The sequence below is a fragment of the Nordella sp. HKS 07 genome (genome assembly GCF_011046735.1).
Taxonomy (GTDB): domain Bacteria; phylum Pseudomonadota; class Alphaproteobacteria; order Rhizobiales; family Aestuariivirgaceae; genus Taklimakanibacter.
In genome coordinates this window covers 3,634,986-3,655,585 of the sequence record NZ_CP049258.1, presented here as the reverse complement: position 1 = coordinate 3,655,585, position 20,600 = coordinate 3,634,986, and the positions used below count along the sequence as shown (strand labels likewise).

The following is a 20,600-nucleotide window of genomic DNA, read 5'->3' as shown; positions in this document are numbered from 1 at the left end:
GAAAAATGAGTTTGGATTGCCCCAATCCAAACTCACTGTGATCTATTGGGTTTTGTCCAAGGCGTCCGTTTCCGCCTCACCCACAATCGCCGGCCCCGCCCCCAACGCATTCAGGAAAGCATCGACCGTTTCCGCCGACGAGGCCGGCTTGTACGCATCGGTGCTTCCGCCGCCGGTGCGCAGCGCCAGATCGATCGTCCATTGTCCGGCGCTGCGGCAGGCGACCGACAGTTGATCGCCGATCTCGGCATGGGCGATGGTGAATTCGCGGCAGAGCGCCTGATCACCCCTATGGAAGGAAGCGACCATGGCGACCTCGGCCCCCGAGGCCTCGAGCTTCGCCGTCTCGCCCGAGGGAAGCTTCGAGAGGATCCGGGACAGTTCCGGATCGGCCGAACCGGCTATCTGGTAATAGGCCGGCGACGGAGCACCCCCCGATGCCAGCCAGTAACCGAGCACGCCGGTGGCAAGAGCCAGGAACGAGGCGGCGATCGGCATGGCCCAATTGGCGAAAGGCGACGAGCGCGGCGCGGCCTGGCGCGGGCGCAAGGACGTCACGGTCGCCGAAGCCGGCTTCTCGGATGCCCTTCTGATCATCTCCTCGACCGAAGCCTTGAGCTGTGCGGGTACGGGCTCGCTCAGACGCGACCTGACGCTTTCCGCGGCGACGGAGCGTGTTCCGGCAAAGAGGGCGACACGCTCGGCGAGATCCGGCCGCGCCGGCAAGGCTGCCGCCAGGCTGGATGCCCGGTCCGGAGCCAATTCGCCATCGGCATAGGCCATCAGTTCCTCGTCCGTGAAGTCGTCAGTCATCGATCTTAACCTTGTCCTGAGCCGATGAACGGCCCGCGGGCACATTTATTCCGGTCGCCGTGGCAATATTCGCCCGCGCGCGGGCCAGCCGGCTCATCACCGTGCCGATCGGAATGCCGAGAATCCCGGCCGCCTCGCGATAGGACAATTCCTCGACGCAGACGAGCAGGAGAACCTCGCGCTGCTCTTCGGGCAATCTGCCGATCGCCGTCCAGACTTCGCCGAGAAGCAACCGGTGCTCCGGCGTGGTGCCGGCATCGCCGGCCAGGCTGCCCTCATAGAGGCCGATATCGTCCTTGGGACCGGCGGTCCGGTCGCGGCGCAACTGGTCGATCCACAGATTGCGCAAGATGCGGAACATCCAGGCATCGAAGCGGGTGCCGGGCTCGAAGGAGGACGCGTTGGCAATGGCGCGCTCGCAGGCCAGTTGCACGAGATCATCGGCTGTATCAGGCGCGCGACAGAGCGAGATCGCGAAACGGCGCAGATTCGGCAGGAATGCGATCAGCCGCTCGCCAAAATCGTCAGGAATATCCGCCATGCTCTATCTGGAGATTAGTTTCGCTCATTTGGGAATAGTTGATCTTGGGATCCGTTATCAATAAGTCCTGCGGACGACCGGATCGCATGCCCTTGCCGCCAAGGCAAGTCTGGAACGCCGTCAGGTGCTTATAGTGGAGAATGCCATGAACGAACCGTCCAGGCAGATCAAGAAATTGTGCGCTGTGCTGTGCGGCCTGACGATCTTTGCCATCGGCCCCTCCCTTTCGGGAAACGGCAATACGGGCTTCGGCTTCGTCAACCCTGCCTTCGCGGATGACGACGGCGGCGATGACGGGGGCGATGATGGTGACGATGGAGGCGGTGTCGGCGGCGATGATGACGGAGCCGATGATGATGACGACGGCGGGCGCTCCGCCGGCGGCGCCAGCCCGAGAACCAATTTCAATTCAGGGAACCGGCGATCACGTACCGAGGCGCGCCGCATTGCGCGCGCACCGGCACCGCTGCGTTATGCGCGCGCGGAGCTCGTGGGGCGCGATCTCGGTCCAACGGCCATCGGGCGGCTGACCCGGGCCGGCTATGTGGTCCTCGAGGAAGCCACGCTTTCCGATGGACGGACGGTCCATCGCCTGCGCATTCCCCGCCGGCTGTCGCTGCCCCAGGCGCGGGCCCGCGTTTTGGCTGAGGCGCCGCAGGCGGCCGTCGACCTCAATCACTATTACCGACCTAATGTGGCAGACTCCTGCGGCGCGGGCGAATGCCTGGCGCGTCAGGTGATCGGCTGGACCCCGGCGGGCCAGGATACGAAGTCCTGCAGCAGCGGAATACGGATCGGCATGATCGATACCGCCATCAATGCAGGCCATGACGCGCTGGTGGGCAGCCGGATCGAGGTCAAGAGACTCAGCGCCGAGGCGCTTCCCGCTTCCGGCAAGCAGCACGGCACGGCCGTCGCGGCCCTGCTGGTCGGCAATCCCGGCGGACGCTCGCCGGGCCTCCTGCCGGGCGCCGAGCTGATCGCCGTCGATACTTTCCATCGGCGTTCCGGCCAGGGCGACATTTCCGATGTCTACAGTCTCGTCAAGGCGCTCGACTATCTCGAGAGCCGTGAGGTGGCGATCATCAATATGAGCCTGACCGGTCCCGCCAATGATGTGCTTGAAAGAGCGGTCAAGCGCGTGTCGGGGAAAGGCATCGTGCTGGTGGCGGCGGCCGGAAATGACGGTCCCAGAGCGAAGCCCGTCTATCCCGCCGCCTATCCCGAGGTCGTCGCGGTCACCGCTGTCGACCGGCAGAAGCGGGCCTATCGGCGCGCCGTCAGGGGACCGCATATCGATCTCGCCGCCCCCGGCGTCGATGTCTGGATCGCGGCGTCCGTCCAGGGCTCGCGGCCCCGGACCGGCACGTCCTTCGCCGCGCCCTTCGTGACCGCCGCCATCGCTCTCGCCCGCCAGAGCGCGCCAGAGGCGCGCATGGATGAAGTGCTCGACCGGCTGACGACGGCGGCCGAGGATCTCGGCGTGCCGGGCCGGGACGATGTCTTCGGCTGGGGTCTGCTCAATCCCAAGGGACTGTGCGGCTGAATAAATGAAAATGGCATGGTCGCCCCATGCCATTTCCCCATTCATGCGTTGAAGCCAATACCTATTTCTTGCGCTTCACCGATCCCCGCGTTGTCCAGTTCTTGGAATAGCCGGAGGAATTCGAAGAGCTGTTCGAGCTCGAGTTGGACGATGAGTTCGACGAACTGTTCGAGCTCGAATTCGACGACGAGTTTGACGAAGAATTGGAAGAGCTGTTCGAGCTCGAATTCGACAATGAGTTGGATGAGCTGTTGCCCGCCAGGATGATCTGGCCAGCTTTGCCCGTGACCGTCTGAGCGCCGACAAAATCAGGCTTGGCCACGCTCACGGCATGTGCGGCCGTCGCGCCAAGCCCCAGGGCCAGTACCCCAGTGAGGATCGCTGTACGTTTCATGTCGCTTCCTTTCATCTGTTTCGAGGTGGCCCGATGGCGCACCCGAAGGATGAACGGACGACACCGACACCTATTCCTTCTAGATCACGATGAGTTTGGATTGGATCAATCCAAACTCATGAACGTGATCGATTCCAATATGTAGCGCGGGATTCTCGCGAAAAACCGGTGCCCACTTTTTCGCATCCCGCGCTATCGCCTGGCGCGCGCGAATTTCCGGTACCAGCCTTCAGCGGCAAGCGTATTGCGACGGATGCGCTCGCGCTCGACCGCCTCCCGCGACGCTTCGGCGCGCACCGCGACAGACATTTCGACGTCGGCGCGCCGGAACGGTATGACCTGAACTAAGGGAGTCCCTTTCTCCAGCATGTGCACCCCATCGGCACCCGTGGCGAAGAACGGAAAGTTGATGAGCGCGTGGTAGCTGTCGGTGTCGACGACGCCGGCGATGATCTCGACGGGGAGAGCCGGCCGGTTGAGCGGCGCGGTGAAGAGACAGCTCCAGCCGGGCGCCGTCCGGATGGTCCAGTAATTGTGGAACTTCATCGGGGGACGGTCGCCGAGCGGATGTCCACTCACCTGATGGCTGCCATGATTGCTGACCATGACCTTGTCGAACTCCCAGCCGGCCTCGACCGTCTTGCCGCCCACCTTGATCTCGAGCCTTGTCGTCGCCGCCAATGGCAGGATGAAGCCCAGAGTCATGGCGTCGAGGAAGGGCATGCAGCGCTTGACGGTAAGGCCGTTATTGGTGGCCGAGACAGTGGCGCCGTCGATGGCGGGGAGACGGCGGAACCAGTCGGGCAAACTCGCCTTGGCCGCCACAGGCTCGGCGATCACGCCCTTGTCCTCGGCGGCGCAGGCGAAGCTGATCGAGGCCTCGCGGCTCTCGGATCTTGCCCTCACGGTGTGGAGGAAATTCTGAACTCTGGCGATGATCATCCGACATTCTCCTTCAATCGAGGAAGAACGGCGGGATGGTCTTCTTATTCCCGACGCGCCATTGGGTCAGGTCGGGCCGTCAGCATAATAGTGTGTCTCAAGAAGGAGACAGCCGCCCTGCGAGCGAAACGGCCCATGTTCGACGCCTGGCGGTCGGCACGCATAGGTATTGGCGGCAAAGGTCTCGGTGGTTCCGCCGTCCGTCGCATCAGCGACGATCAGATCTCCCGCCAGCAGATACACTTCTTCCCAATAGTCATGCACGAAAGGCCTGGTCGTGAAGGCGCCAGGCAGAAAGCGCAGAAGTCTGGTGCGATGACCGCTCCGCGCTGCTTCATCGAGCCCGCCCGACAGGATCTTCTGCTCGATACCGTCCGGATAGCCCGGCGGAACATGCCAGCCGTCCGCCATGTCGAGCGCGTGAAACTCCTTGTGTTCCTTGTTGATGGACATCGGCGCCTCACGCCGCCAGCGTCTTGGTGCCGGAGATCTCGTCGGCGAGGGAATAACCGTCGAGCACCCGATCGACGAAGCCGGTGCAGCGGTCCCAGTCGAAGGTGCGGAAACTATGGCCCTTGGTGACGAAGGTGGCCCCCGCATAGAACATTTCATATTGCGTATGCCGGGAGGCGAATTCCGAGCCGACCGCATCCCAGGCGAGCTTGAAGAACTTGACGCGGCTTTCAGAGGAGCAGGCGGGCGATTGCTGCGTCTTGCCGATGAGAGCGCTCAGTTCCGCATTGGCGAAGTCGCGGACGGAGGACGGCAGCATGATCAGGCCGCCGCCAGCCAGGCTCCGCAGCGCGGTGATCACTTGCCCGTAGAGCTCCTGCGTCAGCACCTGGGCGGCATAAAGCGTGTGGCCGTCGGGAACGAAATATCCGCCGTGCATCCGTCCCTTGACCTCCATGGCATGGACGAGCGCATCAACCATCGTATTTTGCGCGGCGAGAGCGCCCAATGTCTCCTGCACTTGCGGATAGCCGATGATGCCATTGGTCTCGGTGATCCGCCGCGCGATACCGACAAGGAAGCGCATCTTCACCATCAGGCGAATCTGCGACTGGTAATTCTGATAGACATGCGCGGGCGTGGCATGGAACTGCCTCTGGCACATCGCGATGTTCTGATTGACGAAGACGCGCGACCAATCGACCCTCACATCATCGAAATAGAGTCCGGCGTCGTTCTCGTCGAAGCGGCTGGCAAGCGGATTGTCGAAAATGCTCGGCGCGCACGCCTCGTAGGATTTGCGCGAGAGGATCTTGAGGCCTTTGGCGTTCATCGGCACGGCGAAGGAGACCGCGTAACGCTCTTCGCCTTCGCGCAGCGGCTGAATGCAGGTCACCAGCACTTCATTCGCCATGACGCCGCCCGTCGCCAGCATCTTGGCGCCACGAATGGTCAGGCCGGAATGATCCTGATCGACGACGCCGGCCGTCAGGAACGGATCATGCTGCTCGCCGGCCGACTTCGACCGATCGGCCTGCGGGTTGATGATGACATAAGTCAGATACAGATCGTTGTCGCGTGCGTAGCGGAAGTAATCGGCGAGCGCTGTGGCGCGCGCCGCATCGTGATCGTGAAAGACGTCGATCCCCATGTACATGCCCGAGAGGCAGGAGGCGACATGATCGGGCGCACGCCCCAGGAAGCCGCCATGCAGTTCGGCCCAGCTCTCGAGAGCCCTTCGCCGATCGACCAGATCCTGATAGCTGCGCGGCAGTTGCCAGATGCGGCTGATACGTCCCGCGGCCTCGGGTGTCTCAAAGGTCATCAGATCCCGATTTTCCGGCCGGGATTGAAAATCATAGAGGCCCCCCACCGTACCGATCGCGCGTTTGAACGCCGGACATTCCGTGACATCGCCAGCGAGCGCGCCATCGACATAGACCTGGCGGCCGTCTCTCAGTGAAGCGACATGCTGGGAACCCGTCTTGATCATGATACCCTCCACATTTTCAGTAATGGATGTCGAGCGGCCATAAGGGTGCGGCGACTTCGCTTGGCTGCAACGCCGCATAGCGCCCCTTGCCGAAGATGAGCGGCTGGCGGTCGGCATGGGCGTGAAAGCGCTTCACTTCGCCGATGAAAAGCCTGTGGTCGCCGCCATCATGCCGGGCAAAAGCGGCACATTCGAAGACCGCGGTCACGCCGGGCAACATCGGTGCGCCCATATATCCGTCAACAAAGATGGCTGCTTCCCATTTGTTGACAAGCGAGCGGGCAAATCTGTCGGACAGGCCTTTCTGATTCTCGGCCAGGACATTCACGGCATAGGCCTCGGCCTTCTCCCACATGGGCAAGCTCGCGGCGCGGCGGTCGATGCTGAAGAGAATCAGCGGCGGCGTCAGCGACAATGAGTTGAACGAGGTGACGGTCATGCCGAGGCGCGTGCCTTCCACCCTGGCGGTCACTATGCAAACTCCGGTGGGAAACTGTCCCAGCGCCTGCCGGAACGCCTTCGTATCGAAGGTTGCTTCCACCGCGTCCGTCATGATGGCCCTGGCCTCCATGCCGGTATCGCCGGCAAGCGCAAGGCGGCGAGTGTCGTCGCAAGATGCCGCGCCACGGCCTCGGCGGCTCGCGCCGCATCATTCATGCGTAGCGCTTCGACGATTGCGGCATGCTCCGCCAGAACTTCATCGATGCGATGGCCGGAGGTGGTGAGCGCATGGAACCCCATGCGCAACTGGCGGTCTCTGAGACTCTCATAGAAACCAGCAAGCACAGGATTGCCGGCCGCGGCGACGATCGTGCCATGAAATTGCCGGTCGCTCTCGATGAAGGCGACGGGGTCTTCCTTCTCCTTCGCCTGTCTTTCGATAAGCTGGTCAAGCTGCACAGCCAGCACTTCGCCCAGATCAGCCGTGCGCCGCACGCACCAATCCTCGACCAATCCGCGCGCCTCCATGACGGCATCGATATCGGCTTCGGTCACCGGGGGAACATAGGCCCCCTTTTTGGGCAGGATCCGCAGAAATCCATCAGCTTCCAGGCGCAGCAGAGCCTCGCGCACCGGGGTGCGGGATGTACCGGTCGCCTGGGAGACCTCCGCTTCGGTAAGGAAGACGCCGTCCTTTCTGGGCAGTCTCGCTATGTGATGCTTGAGCCAACGGAATACCGCATCCTGGGCGGGCTCGGCCTTATGGCCGGTCGGGGGGACGCGCTCCGAATGTCCGGTTCTTGTCATAGGCAACATGCATATATCTTGTATGCAAGATTTGCAAGAAATTTCCTTTAGGTTATATTTATCGATGGGCGCTGCAAAACAATCGGGGCGCCCTGAAAGGGGCGCCCCAGTACCAAATTTCCTAGCGTATTCCGTGGCCTAGTAAACGACCACGCTGCGGATCGACTTGCCCTCATGCATCAGGTCGAAGGCTTCGTTGATCCGTTCCAGTGGCAGCGTGTGGGTGATCATCGGGTCGATCTCGATCTTGCCGTTCATGTACCAGTCGACGATCTTCGGCACGTCGGTGCGACCGCGCGCGCCGCCGAAAGCCGTGCCCCGCCAAACGCGCCCGGTGACGAGTTGGAACGGCCGCGTCGCGATCTCCTGGCCGGCGCCGGCAACACCGATGATGATCGATTCACCCCACCCCTTGTGACAGGCCTCGAGCGCGAGGCGCATCACCTTCACATTGCCGATGCATTCGAAGGTGTAGTCGGCGCCACCACCGGTGAGCTCGACCAGATGGGCGACGAGATCACCCGTCACCTCCCCCGGATTGACGAAATGCGTCATGCCGAAGCGTTCGCCCCAGGCCTTTCGGTCATTGTTGAGATCGACGCCGACGATCATGTTGGCGCCGGCGAGCCGCAGGCCCTGGATCACATTGAGGCCGATGCCGCCCAGGCCGAAGACGATGCAGTTGGAGCCCTCTTCGACCTTGGCGGTATTGATCACCGCGCCGATGCCGGTGGTGACGCCGCAGCCGATATAGCAGATCTTGTCGAAGGGCGCGTCGCTGCGGACCTTCGCCAAGGCGATCTCGGGCAGCACCGTGTGGTTAGCGAAGGTGGAGCAGCCCATATAATGATGCACCATCTTGCCCTTGTAGGAGAAGCGGCTGGTGCCGTCGGGCATCAGGCCCCGGCCTTGTGTGACGCGGATCTTCTGGCAGAGATTGGTCTTGGGATTGAGGCAGTAGTCGCATTCGCGGCATTCGGGCGTGTAGAGCGGAATGACGTGATCGCCCTTCTTGAGCGATTTGACGCCGGGGCCCACATCGACGACGACGCCGGCGCCTTCATGGCCCATGATGGCCGGGAACAGGCCTTCCGGATCGGCGCCGGAGATCGTGAACTCGTCGGTATGGCAGATGCCGGTCGCCTTGATCTCAACCAGCACCTCGCCTTCGCGCGGGCCTTCGAGATCGACCTCGACGATTTCGAGCGGCTTGGCCTTTTCAAAAGCAACAGCTGCGCGGGTCTTCATGTCCACGTTTCTCCTTCATCTCATCCTGGTCCCGGTCTAGCCCGGCCGGAGCGCCATGGCCAGAGCCTGCTCCTGGTCAGGGACCATGCCTTTGGCCTTGGCGCTGGCGATGAAATTCATGAGCAGTGCTTGAATCCGCGGCAAGCTAGAGCGCCGGACGCTCACATAGAATCGGTCCGGCGCTCTTACTCTTTGAATTGCGCATCGGATTATCCGAAAACCGCTTCGCACTTTTCGGTCCGATGCTCTAGAGTCTGGCCGCCACCGACTTGGTCTCGGTGTAGTGCTCCATGACCTCCCTGCCCATCTCACGGCCCCAGCCTGACTGCTTGTAGCCGCCGAAAGGCCAGGCCGGGTCGCCGTAATTATGGGTATTGATGCAGATGGTGCCGGCCTTGATCTTGCGTGCCATCATATGGGCCACCTTGAGATTGCGCGTCCACACGCTCGCCTGCAGTCCATATTCGGTATCGTTGGCGAACTTCGCCACCGAATCGAGACTGTCATCGTCGAAGGACTGGACACAGACGACCGGTCCGAAGATTTCTTCGCGGACGACACGCATGTCGCGATTGGTGCCGGCCAGCACCGTCGGCTCGACGAAGTAACCCTGATTGCCGGCGGTCTTGCCACCGGTCACCACTTCGGCGCCTTCCTTGCGGCCGGATTCGAGGAACCCCTTCACCCGCTCATGCTGCTCCTTGGAGACGAGCGGTCCCAGATTGACGGACGGATCGAGGCCATGGCCGATCTTGAGCTTACCCGCCGCGCTCGCCACTCCAGCAACGATCTTGTCATAGACCGACTTGTGGGCGAAGAGCCGGGAGCCCGCCGTACAGCACTGACCCTGATTGTAGAAGATGGCATCGGCCGTGCCGGCAATGGCGAGATCGAGATCGGCATCGGGGAAGACGATGGCCGGAGACTTGCCGCCGAGTTCGAGCGACACACGCTTGAGATTGCCCGACGCCGCCCTGACGATGATCTTGCCGACCTCGGTGGAGCCGGTGAAGGCGACCTTGTCGACATCGGGATGTTCGGCCAAGGCGGCGCCCGCCGTCTCGCCGAAACCGGTGACGATGTTGACGACACCGTCCGGAATCCCCGCCTCTTGGATCAGCTCGCCGAAGCGCAGCGCCGAAAGCGGCGTCTGCTCGGCGGGCTTGAGCACAATAGTGCAGCCTGCCGCGAGCGCCGGCGCAAGCTTCCAGGCCGCCATCATCAACGGGAAGTTCCACGGGATGATCTGGCCGACGACACCGACCGGTTCGCGCAGCGTATAGGCGTGCCAGTTGCCCGGGCTCGACACCTGGATGGTTTCGCCATTCAGCCGTGTGGCCCAGCCCGCCATATAGCGGAACATCTCGATCGAACCCTGCACATCGCCCTTACGGGCATTGGTCACCGGCTTGCCGTTATCGAGAGCTTCGAGCTCGGCGAATTCATCGGCATGCTTCTCCAGGAGATCGCCCAGCTTCCAGATGAGGCGCGAGCGTTCGCCGGGCGACAAACGCGCCCATGGGCCCGTCTCGAAGGCGCGGCGGGCCGCGGCGACCGCCAGGTTGATGTCGGCTTTGTCGCCTAGAGGCACGTGGGCGATGATTTCCTGGGTGGCGGGATCCTCGACTTCGAAGGTCTGGCCGCTCTGGGCCTGAACCCATTTTCCATCGATCAGGATCTTGCGGGTCTGTCCAAGGAACCCGCTCAAGGCGGATCCCAGAAGCGGCTTGCGGACGGCGATATTCATGACAACCTCCCTACGGATCATATGAAGAAATCGTTATAGTCATTTGACAATAACGATAGGCGATCGAACGGATGCGGCCTGAGCCGCCCCGCTCAAGAATTCAATGCATTGCGCCGTGGCCGCCCGCCGGCTCGGCGCCGAGACCGAGCAATTCTCCCATCTCGGCCAGCGCTTCCTGCGAAAGCGAGAAGCACACTTCGAAGCCGTCCGAGGTCCGCAAGGACAGAATGCGGTGCGAGCTTCCGGCCGCGGCCTCGAGATTGCATTCGGCGAGCGGGAAGACGAAACGGAGACTGGGGTCGCGACTGCGCGCCCGCAAGGCGGCGCTCAGGAGCCTCGGCAAGGTCATGGCCAAGGCGCCGGCCTGTTCAGCCGAAAGATGCAGATCCCGCGCGGCTCCGCCATCGTCGCGATAGGACAAGCGGATGGCCTCACCGTCGCCGGAGACTTCGCAAGAGGTGAAATTTGCAACTGTCTGGGTTTTGCTCATCAAGGATACTCGCTATAGCCAATAGACCATAACGAGCACGAGGGTGCAAGCCGATCAGGCACGCTTCTGGCGCTTGCCCTTGCCGTTGATCTCGGCATCGAGTGCGGCGACATGACTTTCGGCGGCAGATGCCGCGGCACGCTCGATGGCGCGATAGCGCGAGATGATGGTGAGTCCCAAGGGCGTCAAGGCGGCCCCGCCGCCTTTCTTGCCACCGCTGTGCGAAATGACGACAGGCTCGCCAAAAGTCCCATTGAGCTCATCAATCAGCTCCCAGGCGCGCCGATAGGACATGCCGAGCGCGCGGCCACTGGCGGCGATCGAGCCCAGCGAGGCGATCTGTTCCAGGAGCTGGATCTTGCCCGGCCCGATGCGGTGCTCGGGCGCGAAATCTATGCGGATGCTCAAATTGGCCAAAGTCGACTCCCTTGCCGCCATAATCCAGCGAAGTCCCGGCAAGGTCCAGACCAAACTGCACCAATCTCTTTCGTTATTTCCGGATGGGACTAACGTCTCCTTGTCGTCATTCCCAATGGGGTATAACGTAGCGACCGGAAAAACCATGGGAGGTTCCGTCATGCTTGCCCAAGCCCTGAAGGAAATCGAAAAGACCGTCGCCATCCGTCCGAGATACGAGAATTTCATCGGTGGCAAATGGGTCGCCCCGGTCAAAGGACAGTACTTCGAGAATATCAGCCCGATCACCGGCAGGAAGATCTGCGACATCGCACGTTCGAGCGCCGAGGATATCGAGCTCGCCGTGGATGCCGCGCATAAGGCGCGCGAGAAATGGGGCAAGACCGCGCCCGCCGAGCGGGCGAAGCTTCTCAACAAGGTCGCCGACGTGGTGGAAAAGCGGCTGAGCCTGCTGGCTTTGGTGGAATCGATCGACAACGGCAAACCGATCCGCGAGACGACGCATGCCGATCTGCCGCTGGTGGTCGACCATTTCCGCTATTTCGCCGCCTGTATTCGTGCCCAGGAAGGGGCCCTGTCAGAAATTGACGACGATACGATCGCCTATCACTTCCACGAGCCACTGGGCGTCGTCGGCCAGATCATCCCGTGGAATTTCCCTATCCTGATGGCGACGTGGAAGCTGGCGCCGGCCCTCGCCGCCGGAAATTGCGTCATACTGAAGCCGGCGGAACAGACGCCGATGGGCATCATGGTGCTGATGGAGCTCATCGCCGACATCTTCCCGCCCGGCGTGATCAATATCGTCAACGGCTTCGGCATCGAGGCTGGCAAGCCCCTCGCCCAGAACAAACGCATCGCCAAAGTGGCATTCACGGGGGAGACCACGACCGGCCGCCTCATCATGCAATATGCCTCAGAAAACATCATCCCGGTCACGCTTGAACTCGGCGGCAAGTCGCCCAATATCTTCTTTGCCGATGTGATGGCGCAGGACGATGATTTCGTCGACAAGGCGCTGGAAGGCTTCACGATGTTCGCCCTCAATCAGGGCGAGGTGTGTACCTGCCCGAGCCGCGCCCTCGTGCAGAAGTCGATCTATGACAAGTTCATGGAAAAGGCGCTGGCGCGGGTCAAGAAGATCAAGCAGGGCCACCCACTCGATGCCTCGACGATGATCGGGGCACAGGCCTCCAACGACCAGCTCGAGAAGATCCTGTCCTATTTCGACATTGGCCGCAAAGAAGGCGCGAAGGTGCTGGCCGGCGGCGAGCGCAATATGCTCGATGGCGAATTGAAGGATGGCTACTACGTGCAGCCGACAGTCTTCGAGGGCAACAACAAGATGCGCATCTTCCAGGAGGAGATCTTCGGACCCGTCGTCTCGGTCACGACCTTCGACACGCCGGAAGAGGCGCTCGCCATCGCCAATGACACGCTCTATGGCCTCGGGGCCGCGGTCTGGACGCGCGACATCAATCGCGCCTATCGCTTCGGTCGCGCCATCCAGGCCGGGCGCGTGTGGACCAACTGCTATCATCTCTATCCCTCGCACGCGGCCTTCGGCGGCTACAAGCAGTCCGGCATCGGGCGCGAGACGCATAAGATGATGCTCGATCACTATCAGCAGACCAAGAACATGCTGGTGAGCTACAGCCCCAAGGCGCTGGGCTTCTTCTGAGACATGAGCGGGCAGTCCTCCGGGGCCGCCCGCTCTCCTGCAGCAACCAACTGGAGTCCATCTTGAGCGAACTTTCCCATCACGACTGGCAGAAACGTGCCAAAGCCGTCACCTTCAAAACCCAGGCCTTCATTGGCGGCAAATGGGTCGACGCCGCCTCGGGCAAACGCTTCGACGTCGTCAATCCGGCCACCAACCAGATGATCGCCAGCGTCGCCGAATGCGATGCCGAGGACGTCAACCGCGCCGTCAAGGCGGCCCGCACCGCCTTCACCTCCGGCGTCTGGTCGCGCCGCACGCCCGAGGAGCGCAAGGCCGTGCTGCTGCGCATGGCGGAGCTCATCCGGAAGCATCGCGACGAGCTCGCCGTAATCGACACGCTCGACATGGGCAAGCCCATCGGCCTGACCGCCGGCTACGACATTCCGGGTTCGGCCGACAACTGGCAGTGGTTCGCCGAGGCGATCGACAAGGTCTATGACGAGGTGGCGCCGACCGGGCATGGCAATCTCGCGATGATCCGCCGCGAGGCCCTCGGCGTCGTCGCCGCCATCGTGCCGTGGAACTACCCATTCCAGATGGCGACCTGGAAGGTCGCGCCGGCGCTCGCCACCGGCAATTCCGTCATCCTCAAGCCCGCTGAGCAATCGCCGCTTTCCGCCCTCAAGATGGCGGAGCTCGCGGCCGAGGCCGGCATTCCCGACGGCGTCTTCAACGTGCTGCCGGGCTTCGGCGAAACCGCCGGCCAAGCGCTCGGCCGCCATATGGATATCGACTGCGTCGGCTTCACCGGGTCCACCGAGGTCGGCAAATATTTCATGCGCTATTCGGCCGAGAGCAACCTCAAGCAGGTCTGGCTCGAATGCGGCGGCAAGTCGCCCAATCTCGTCTTCGCCGACTGCGACGATCTCGATGCGGCGGCGGACGCCTCCGCCTTCGGCATCTGGGGCAACCAGGGCGAGGTCTGCTCGGCCAATTCGCGGCTCCTGGTCGAGGACAAGATCAGGGACAAGTTCCTCGAAAAGCTGGTCGAACGCGCCAAAGGTTTCCAACCGGGCGATCCGCTCAACCCGGCAACCGCCATGGGCGCCATTGTCGAGCAGCGCCAGACCGAGAAGATCATGGGCTATATCGCCAAGGGCAAGGAGATCGCCAAGCTCGTGGAAGGTGGCCAGCGCCTCACCATCACCGGCTCGGACAACTATGTGACGCCGACGATCTTCGACAATGTGAAGAACGATATGGTGATCGCGCGCGAGGAGATCTTCGGGCCCGTCCTCTCCGTCATTCCATTCAGGAGCGAGGAGGAGGCGGTTGCGATCGCCAATGACACGATCTACGGGCTCGCCGCCTCGATCTGGTCGAACAACCTGAAGCGCGTCCACCGCCTCGCCGATCAATTGCAGGCGGGCACCGTGTCGGTCAATTGCGTCGACGCGGGATCGAGCATGACGCCCTTCGGCGGCTTCAAGCAGTCGGGCATCGGGCGCGACCTGTCGCTGCACGCTTTCGACAAATATACCAACCTCAAGACGGTGTGGATCAAGTACTGATCAGGGAGAGGCCGTCATGGAGGCAAGGACAGTCGAACGCGTTCTCGCCACCGAGGCGGCTCTCGATCTCATCGATACACTCAGGGGCAAACATGGGCCGCTGATGTTTCATCAGTCGGGCGGCTGCTGCGATGGTTCGGCGCCCATGTGCTATCCCGTGGGCGAATTCCGCGTCGGCGGCAGCGACGTCAAGCTCGGCGCCATCGGCGACTGTCCCTTCTATATGAGTGCCGCGCAATTCGAGTACTGGCAGCACACGCAGCTCATCATCGATGTGGTCAAGGGGCGCGGCTCGGGATTCTCGCTCGAGGCACCGGAAGGATTCCGCTTCCTGACCCGCAGCCGCGTCTTCAGCGATGAGGAAGTGGCGCAACTGCCCGTCGTGGTGTCGGGAGACTCCTGACACCGGAAGCATCACTAGTGTGCTGAACGCGAAGTTCCTGATATCAAGCGGCTTGCACCGACAGGAACTTCGCGTTCAAAAGCACACTAGAATTTTTGAGTTATCCAGTGTCCTTCCGAATCCGAAGTTCGCTCGGAATGTCCCGCTGGCTGTGGCGAACTTCGGATTCGGGACACTAGAAAAACATGCTATAGCCACGCCATGGTGCGCGAGAATGAAATCCGGGCGGCGGAAGTCGCCGTCGACTTTCCATTGCAGATGGATGCCGGGGTAATTTTCATCGGGCGGATAAACACGCCGTGGACATCGCGATTGATGTGCCCGCGCCAGGGCCGCCTCGATGGGCCCGTCTGCACCATCACTCTGTTCGAACCCTGGGTCCGGGCTCTCGACAATATCACCGACTTCGAGCGGCTGGAGGTGCTCTATTGGCTGCATCTGTCACGCCGCGATCTGGTGAAGCAAAGTCCGGCCAATGACGGCACGACGCGCGGCACATTCGCCTTGCGCTCACCCGTGAGACCCAATCCCATCGGCACCGCGATCGTCAAGCTCGCAGGGCGCGAAGGCGCCATCCTCAAGGTCCAGGGCCTCAACTGTTTGGACAATACGCCGCTTCTCGATCTCAAACCGGACCGCACCCTGTTCAAGCCGATCGCGCCACCGCAACCAGGTGATTACGAGACGAACGAGGCTCGGGGCTAGGGGCTCAATCAGCGGATACCTGACGGGTGAGCCAATCGCGCCGCCATTGCGACAGAGCGGCGAGCCAAAGCCGTATGAAAGCCAGCCTGCCTGTGCGATCTTCCTCCGACTTCTGCCTTGAGATGCGGCCGGCCTGCCTTTCAAGTTCTTTCAAGTGCATCAGCGGACCCAGCGGGTTGACGTCGTACATGGACTTGCCTCCTCTAATATGAGAGGAGGATGCGTAACCGCCGTCAGTCGAACGTCATGGGCACCGTCAAGACAGCGCAAAATCGACAGTTGCCGTCTTCCGGGACGAGCCTGGAAATCCGCCTTTTTGGCCCGATGACGGCCCAAATCGGCGGCAAAACCCTTGTCATTGCCTCGAAGAAGACGCGCGCGCTGCTCGCCTATCTGGTTCAACGCGAGGGTGTCGACATCGCCCGCACGACCCTTACCGGACTGCTCTGGGGAGAACGCAGCGAAACGCAGGCCCGTGCCAGCCTGCGGCAGTCGCTGTCAGAACTGCGCGCCGCTCTCGGTGAAGCGGCCGATGCGCTTGCCGCGACCAAAGAGGCAATCACGTGGCGAGCCGGCGCGGCATGGCTCGACACGAGGACGCTGGAGGAAGCGGCGCAGAGCGAGGATCCCGTAACGCTTGGCGATGCCGCCGGTTTGTTCAGCGGCGATGTCCTGGAAGGGATGGCGATCGACGAGCCCGCCTTCGAGCAATGGCTCGCCGGTGAACGCGAGCGCTTCCGCCTGCTTGCCGCGACGGTCCGCGGCCGTCTGGCGAAATCCGCCGAAGGCGCCGGCAGACTGGAGGAAGCGGTCGCGCATGCACAGCAGCTCCTCAATCTCGATCCGCTGCAGGAGCATGTGCATCGGATGCTCATGCGGCTCTATGCGGCTCAGGGACGTCCCGATGCGGCACTCGCGCAATTTGAGCGTTGCGAGCGCGAGCTTTCAAATCAGCTTGGCGTCACTCCGGACGCCGAAACCGCGGCCCTTGCCCGTTCGATCCGCGCCCGCCGGCGCGAAGAGCGGCCTCGCAAGGATGTCAAACCTGTGCCCGCCATGTCCGACAAAATTTCGGTGGCGGTTACCCCCTTCGCCAACCTCTCGAGCGACCGCGAGCATGGCTTCTTCGCCGATGGCCTGACACAGGATATTATCGGCGCCTTGGCGAAGATCAGCGACCTGTTCGTCGTCTCCAGCGGCGCACGCGATCTGACGTCCAAGGACGCGCGCTTCATTCTCGAGGGAAATGTACGCGCCGCCGGAAGCCGCATCAGAGTGACGGCGCATCTCATCGACGGCCAATCGGGCCGACATGTCTGGAGCGAGCGTTATGAGGGCGACCTCGGCGACATCTTCGCCGTCCAGGACCAGATCACTCAGGCCATCGCCCTGGCGATGCAGGTGAAGCTCACAAGCGGCGACATGGCCCGGCTCTGGGAGGGACAAACCCGCAATCTGCGCGCCTGGGAGAAAATGGTAGCCGCACGCGATGCCTTCCTGCGTTTCAACCGGACAGACAATACCGGCGCGCGAGGGCTGCTTGAAGAAGCCCTAGCGATCGATCCCGGCTATACCGGCGCGATCATCCTCCATGGTCTGACCTTCTGGTGGGATGCGCGCTTCAACAGGGCGATTGCGCCCGATGACTCTCTTGGTCTCGCCGAGAAAGACGTCGAGACGGCCCTCAAACTCAAACCCGGACTTGGCATCGCCTACATGCTCAGAGGCGGGATCGCCTGGCTTCGCGATGACCATGGCAAGGCCGTCGAGTTTGCCGAGCAGGCGGTGAGCTTGTCACCGAGCGATGCTCATTCAGTGGCTTTTCTGGCCATGCTTTACATGTATTCCGGCGAATACGAGAAATCGGTCGCCACGATCCATCACGCCATCCGGCTCTGCCCGCACTATCCGTCCTGGTACACATATTATCTCGCCCTCAACAGACTGTGGATGAGCGACTTCTCCGCCGCCACCGAATTGGGCGAGCTCTATCTGCGGCAGGAGCCGGACGAACCTTTCGCCCTTGTCTTGATGGCCACGATCCTCGCATTCCATGGCCGCAAGACGGAGGCCGCCGAGATGATCAAGGAACTGCTCAAGCGCTCTCCGGATTTCGGCACAACGGAAATTCGACTATCGCAGCACTATCGTGACCCCGCGAAGCTCAAGAAGGTGGTCGCAGCCTTGCGCGCGGCAGGCCTGCCGGATTAAACCAGCCGGTGAGCGATTCTATGGATTTCATCTACGACACCAACAGGGAACCGGCGGCGGCGCAGCTGCGGACGCAGACACGCGCCCAGCACGATATGGTGGACGCGTTGTATTCCCGCTTCGATCTCGCCGTCCGCGCCTCTTATGGCGCTTTTCTGACGGCACAGTATCGTGCCGTCGCGGCGACAGAGAGTGCGCTGGCGGCTTTTCCCTCATTTCCGATGTGGCGGCCGCGCGTCGAGCTGATTGCCGCCGATCTGCGGGAACTGGGCGTGGCCCTGCCCGCCCCCTTGCATATCGATGTCGACGGCTCCGTCGCGCAAGCCCACGGTCTGCTCTATGTCACGGAAGGCTCGCGATTGGGCGGTCGCCTCCTCATTCGCGGCGTCGCGCCGGCATTTCCCATCTCCTTCCTCTCGGACGGTCATCATCCTGGCGAATGGAAGCGCCTGCTCGCCGCCATCAATCAGCTTGCCGAGACTCATCCGCAAGCCTTGACCGCGCTTATCGCCGGCGCTGACGCCGGCTTTCGCCTCTTTGCCGAGGCGGCCACGATCAGCGGGGCGGCAGCGGCACCGTAATCGTGGCCCGCAGACCGGGATGCTGGTCACCAATTTCGAGTATGCCCGAAACGCGCTGCGCCAGTGCTTCAATCATGCGTGAGCCGAATCCCTGTCCGGCAGCATCGCGTTTGCCCCTGCCCCGGTCAGAGACGACCAGACGATAGCCCGAGTCCGTGCCGGAAAGCGCGATCGCGATCGGGCCCGGTCGGCCTTCATAGGCATACTTCTGTGCGTTGATGATGAGCTCGGTGAGGATCAAGCCTATGGAAACCGCATGCGTGGCGGGAACACCGACCGGCGCCAGCTCCATGGACAGCTGATCATGCCACTCAGGCCCCATCGATGCTTTGAGCTCCTCGCAGAGCTCGGCCAGATACTGATCCAGGTTGACGGTCTGCGGTTGGTCGCCCTTGTAGAGGCGTTTATGGACCAAGCCGACCGCCACGATCCGCCTTTGCGCTTCGGAGAGATGCACGGTTACATCGGCGCTGTCGGTCGAACGCATCTGCATATTCAGATAGGCGGACACAAGCTGCAGGCTGTTCTGGACGCGATGATTGATCTCGCCGATGAGATAGTCCTTTTCGGTCACCAGCCGGCGCAGTTCCTCCTGCTGATAGGCCTCATTGAACATTTGCCGCAACCGGATTGCGGCAGCGATCTCCGCCTGCGTCCATGGCTTGGAACGACCACGTTCGATCTCGGTCCAGGATTCGAATGAGGCGCGCGGCGACAGGGGCAGCATCGGATCGGCCGGTATCGCCTTATGCGGGTTGCCGGCCCAGTTCACCTCCTCGAGCTGCTCGGGACGAAACCATAGAAGGGAAATGTCTCGGTTACCGGGCAATGCGAAGGCGAGAAGGCCGCTGACCTTATCCTGGTGCGCGGCCGTCGAAGGAAAGCTCCTGCGAATCTCCCGACTGGCGACGACCGGATCACGATCGGCGGCAAGTCCATCGATGAGGTCCAGGATCACCGCATCGGGCGGCAGAATGCCAAAACGATGAATGTCCGTTCCGGCACGGATGGCGAGGCCCGACGCGCCAAAAATGCGGCGCAGCCTGTCGCCGGCCTCCGCAAAAAACCGGACGAGGGACGATCGGAGAAGAACCCCAGATAGTTCATCCTCTTCCCGCCTGAGCCGAGCCAGCTCGCGATGGGCTTCGGCCTCCTCCTTCGCCTTGACCTGGCGCGCCAACCCACCCGCCAGGGTGCGCGCGATCAGTCTCGTCTCATATCCCAGACGGCGAGGCGTGAGATGATGACAGGCAATCAACCCCCAAAGGGCGCCATCCTTGACGATCGAGATCGAGGCGGAAGCGGCAAGCTTCATATTGCGCAGGTACTGAATGTGAATGGGCGAGACGCTGCGCAAAGCCACATCGCTCAGATCGGTCGCGGCAAGGCCGGCGGAAGCCGGCCGCAGAGGTTGCGGCGTGTAGTTCACATCCGGGATGCAGCGCACGCGATTGCGAACATAGAGCGCGCGCGCCTGGGCCGGGATGTCCGTCGCCGGGAAGCGGTGATTGAGAAAGGTCGAGAGCTTCGGGTCACGCGCTTCGCCCACTACTGTTCCGGTTCCATCCTCCAGGAAGCGGTAGACCATTACACGGTCGAAACCGGTCAGGGAGCGGAAGATCTCGGCGGCCGTGGCGCAGAGAGCCGTCAGATTCTCGGCCTCTTCAAAGGCGGCGGCGCTTTCATTGAGCCATTCAAGTGTCGGGGTCAGAAGCCCCGCATTCTCGTCGACCGGCTCAAGCTCGACGAGGATCAGGTTCCCGGCCTGCTGGAAGGACACATCAAATGGCTCGCGCTCGCCCGCGGCTTCCGGCAGCCGGTGTAAGGACGCAGGCCTGCCCATTTGGGCACGCAGGATATCGACGCCTCCCTGTCCGATGACGTCTGCCAGCGGACGCTCAAGCCAATCGCGCGCGAGTCTTTCCTCGATCCGCCCGGCACCGCCAACGATCCGCAGCGTTGCGCCGTCGGCGATGAGGAGCAGGCCGTGGGGCTGAATGGAACCAGGGATATGGATCGGTTCCTTGTCGCAGGATGTCGAGGTTGCCTGCAGGGGATCATCAGCCGGGGCAGTGGTAACCTGAACCATCACCTGTCCGCTGGCATACTGGCTTGTTGCGCATAGGAGCCATGTA

Annotated in this window: 21 protein-coding genes; 8 read left to right on the top strand and 13 right to left on the bottom strand. The window is 62.2% G+C overall.

The features are described from left to right. Positions 1-42: 42 nt before the first annotated feature. Together G5V57_RS17205 and G5V57_RS17200 are read right to left on the bottom strand one after the other, a co-directional pair. Positions 43-813 (bottom strand): anti-sigma factor, encoded by a 771-nt coding sequence (locus tag G5V57_RS17205; RefSeq protein WP_165168820.1) that lies wholly within the window; start codon positions 811-813, stop codon positions 43-45. Then, positions 806-1,354: an RNA polymerase sigma factor gene (locus tag G5V57_RS17200; protein WP_165168819.1), complete on the bottom strand. Its 549-nt coding sequence runs from the start codon at positions 1,352-1,354 to the stop codon at positions 806-808. The genes G5V57_RS17205 and G5V57_RS17200 overlap by 8 nt, the downstream gene beginning before the upstream one ends. 145 nt (positions 1,355-1,499) lie before the next feature. Here G5V57_RS17200 and G5V57_RS17195 point away from each other — a divergent pair, with 145 nt between their 5' ends. Both G5V57_RS17195 and G5V57_RS17190 read left to right on the top strand, forming a co-directional pair. After that, positions 1,500-2,900: a S8 family serine peptidase gene (locus tag G5V57_RS17195; protein ID WP_165168818.1), complete on the top strand. Its 1,401-nt coding sequence runs from the start codon at positions 1,500-1,502 to the stop codon at positions 2,898-2,900. A 143-nt stretch (positions 2,901-3,043) separates the two neighbouring features. After that, on the top strand, positions 3,044-3,196 hold the full coding sequence (locus tag G5V57_RS17190; protein ID WP_165168817.1) for a hypothetical protein: 153 nt from the start codon (positions 3,044-3,046) through the stop codon (positions 3,194-3,196). Between the two features lie 290 nt (positions 3,197-3,486). Here G5V57_RS17190 and G5V57_RS17185 read toward each other — a convergent pair whose 3' ends face one another. The 9 genes from G5V57_RS17185 to G5V57_RS17145 form a co-directional block, all read right to left on the bottom strand. Continuing rightward, a complete protein-coding gene (locus tag G5V57_RS17185) occupies positions 3,487-4,236 on the bottom strand; it encodes a DUF6065 family protein (RefSeq protein ID WP_246737266.1) in 750 nt (249 codons plus the stop codon). A 66-nt stretch (positions 4,237-4,302) separates the two neighbouring features. Then, positions 4,303-4,689 (bottom strand): cupin, encoded by a 387-nt coding sequence (locus G5V57_RS17180; RefSeq protein WP_165168816.1) that lies wholly within the window; start codon positions 4,687-4,689, stop codon positions 4,303-4,305. Between the two features lie 7 nt (positions 4,690-4,696). After that, positions 4,697-6,181, bottom strand: coding sequence for a 4-hydroxyphenylacetate 3-hydroxylase family protein (locus tag G5V57_RS17175; protein ID WP_165168815.1), 1,485 nt, complete (start codon positions 6,179-6,181; stop codon positions 4,697-4,699). Positions 6,182-6,197: 16 nt separating this feature from the next. Further along, on the bottom strand, positions 6,198-6,734 hold the full coding sequence (locus tag G5V57_RS17170; RefSeq protein ID WP_165168814.1) for a flavin reductase family protein: 537 nt from the start codon (positions 6,732-6,734) through the stop codon (positions 6,198-6,200). Then, positions 6,731-7,429 carry a GntR family transcriptional regulator gene (locus G5V57_RS17165; protein WP_165168813.1) on the bottom strand — a complete coding sequence of 233 codons (699 nt, stop codon included), beginning with the start codon at positions 7,427-7,429 and terminating at the stop codon, positions 6,731-6,733. Before G5V57_RS17165 ends, G5V57_RS17170 begins: the two co-directional genes overlap by 4 nt. Positions 7,430-7,567: 138 nt before the next feature. Further along, positions 7,568-8,677, bottom strand: a complete 1,110-nt coding sequence (locus G5V57_RS17160) for an S-(hydroxymethyl)glutathione dehydrogenase/class III alcohol dehydrogenase (protein WP_165168812.1) — start codon at positions 8,675-8,677, stop codon at positions 7,568-7,570. Positions 8,678-8,924: 247 nt separating this feature from the next. After that, positions 8,925-10,424 carry an aldehyde dehydrogenase family protein gene (locus G5V57_RS17155; RefSeq protein ID WP_165168811.1) on the bottom strand — a complete coding sequence of 500 codons (1,500 nt, stop codon included), beginning with the start codon at positions 10,422-10,424 and terminating at the stop codon, positions 8,925-8,927. Positions 10,425-10,524: 100 nt separating this feature from the next. Next, positions 10,525-10,914, bottom strand: a complete 390-nt coding sequence (locus G5V57_RS17150) for a hypothetical protein (RefSeq protein ID WP_165168810.1) — start codon at positions 10,912-10,914, stop codon at positions 10,525-10,527. 54 nt (positions 10,915-10,968) lie between these two features. Beyond that, on the bottom strand, positions 10,969-11,331 hold the full coding sequence (locus G5V57_RS17145) for a winged helix-turn-helix domain-containing protein (protein ID WP_165168809.1): 363 nt from the start codon (positions 11,329-11,331) through the stop codon (positions 10,969-10,971). Between the two features lie 160 nt (positions 11,332-11,491). Here G5V57_RS17145 and adh point away from each other — a divergent pair, with 160 nt between their 5' ends. The 4 genes from adh to tsaA all read left to right on the top strand — a co-directional run bounded on the left by adh (position 11,492) and on the right by tsaA (position 15,673). Further along, positions 11,492-13,012 (top strand): aldehyde dehydrogenase, encoded by a 1,521-nt coding sequence (gene adh, locus G5V57_RS17140; RefSeq protein WP_165168808.1) that lies wholly within the window; start codon positions 11,492-11,494, stop codon positions 13,010-13,012. Positions 13,013-13,074: 62 nt separating this feature from the next. Further along, positions 13,075-14,565 (top strand): aldehyde dehydrogenase, encoded by a 1,491-nt coding sequence (locus G5V57_RS17135; protein ID WP_165168807.1) that lies wholly within the window; start codon positions 13,075-13,077, stop codon positions 14,563-14,565. Between the two features lie 16 nt (positions 14,566-14,581). Next, a complete protein-coding gene (locus G5V57_RS17130; RefSeq protein ID WP_165168806.1) occupies positions 14,582-14,968 on the top strand; it encodes a DUF779 domain-containing protein in 387 nt (128 codons plus the stop codon). A gap of 201 nt (positions 14,969-15,169) precedes the next feature. Continuing rightward, positions 15,170-15,673 carry a tRNA (N6-threonylcarbamoyladenosine(37)-N6)-methyltransferase TrmO gene (gene tsaA, locus G5V57_RS17125; RefSeq protein WP_165168805.1) on the top strand — a complete coding sequence of 168 codons (504 nt, stop codon included), beginning with the start codon at positions 15,170-15,172 and terminating at the stop codon, positions 15,671-15,673. 4 nt (positions 15,674-15,677) lie between these two features. Here tsaA and G5V57_RS17120 read toward each other — a convergent pair whose 3' ends face one another. Next, complete coding sequence (locus tag G5V57_RS17120) at positions 15,678-15,863, bottom strand: hypothetical protein (protein WP_165168804.1); 186 nt, start codon at positions 15,861-15,863, stop codon at positions 15,678-15,680. Between the two features lie 29 nt (positions 15,864-15,892). Here G5V57_RS17120 and G5V57_RS17115 point away from each other — a divergent pair, with 29 nt between their 5' ends. After that, entirely contained in the window at positions 15,893-17,884 is a 1,992-nt protein-coding gene (locus G5V57_RS17115; RefSeq protein ID WP_165168803.1) for a BTAD domain-containing putative transcriptional regulator, read from the top strand. 20 nt (positions 17,885-17,904) lie between these two features. Then, positions 17,905-18,465 carry a biliverdin-producing heme oxygenase gene (locus G5V57_RS17110; RefSeq protein ID WP_165168802.1) on the top strand — a complete coding sequence of 187 codons (561 nt, stop codon included), beginning with the start codon at positions 17,905-17,907 and terminating at the stop codon, positions 18,463-18,465. On the opposite strand, the gene G5V57_RS17105 is transcribed toward G5V57_RS17110, so the two are convergent. After that, positions 18,440-20,554, bottom strand: a complete 2,115-nt coding sequence (locus G5V57_RS17105; protein WP_165168801.1) for a histidine kinase dimerization/phosphoacceptor domain -containing protein — start codon at positions 20,552-20,554, stop codon at positions 18,440-18,442. The genes G5V57_RS17110 and G5V57_RS17105 overlap by 26 nt on opposite strands. Between the last annotated feature and the right edge of the window lie 46 nt (positions 20,555-20,600).